The sequence below is a fragment of the Coprobacillus cateniformis genome (assembly GCF_009767585.1).
GTDB classification, from domain to species: Bacteria; Bacillota_I; Bacilli_A; order Erysipelotrichales; family Coprobacillaceae; genus Coprobacillus; species Coprobacillus cateniformis.
Genome location: NZ_WSNW01000013.1, coordinates 1 through 830, shown reverse-complemented (window position 1 = coordinate 830; position 830 = coordinate 1). Strand labels below are relative to the sequence as shown.

Sequence of the window (830 nt, the reverse complement as noted above, 5' to 3'; positions counted from 1 at the left end):
GTATCGCTTAAAAATTTAAAAATCAAATCTTCATTCATAGAAATTTCTTCTGTTGGTTTCTTTAATTTCTTACTTGGGAAATATGATTTCTTACCTTTCACACACAACGTATCATCTTTGCTTAAGTAATTCACAAGATAACCAGATATGTCTGTATAGTCTTGAATCTTTCTTATATCTACAATGCCATGCTTCCAAACTTTATCTTGTAAAACTTTTTGAGGGATATATGGACAATCAAACAAAAGCACGTGAAAGTGAATATCCTTTGTTGCTTTGCTTGGGTCTTCTAACCTATCTCCGTTCTGTATTTCCATAACAGCGATGTATTGAATTTTGTCGCCATAATTATATCTTAAGTTTTTAATAAATGTTTTAAACATTCTACACGCTTTCTCTCGACTTTTTAGTTTTGGACATGTAAGAGTCAAAAATTTATCTTGTTCTTCATACTGTCCTAAGTTGCTGTTTATTACACGTCTTAGTCGTTTCTGCGTTCGACGTAAATTGTTATCGAGTTTTTGAACACATACAAATTCTTCAACCACATCTTTCATCTCCTCTTCTTTTTTATCTTTCTTTTCATTTTCTGTAATATCCCAATCATTGATAATTTTCATTAAATCATTCGTTTCTTTTGTCTTTCTTTTAAAATTCTTATCTTTATAAATATAAAGCTCGATATGTTTTCCACTCTTTACAGCTTTATAACAATATTCTTCACGGCTACCCTTATTCTCTGTTTTGTGTCTTAAGTTGCACATTAATAAATAGAAGTAAAGATAGGCTCGCTACGCTCCCCTATCTTTGTGCAACGCTCCGCGTCTTTC

Annotated in this window: 1 protein-coding gene; it reads right to left on the bottom strand. The window is 31.6% G+C overall.

Going from position 1 to position 830, the window contains the following annotated elements:
• The coding region (locus GQF29_RS18110) for a rolling circle replication-associated protein (protein ID WP_236916513.1) at positions 1-620 on the bottom strand (620 nt) is incomplete at its 3' end.
• Positions 621-830: the final 210 nt, after the last annotated feature.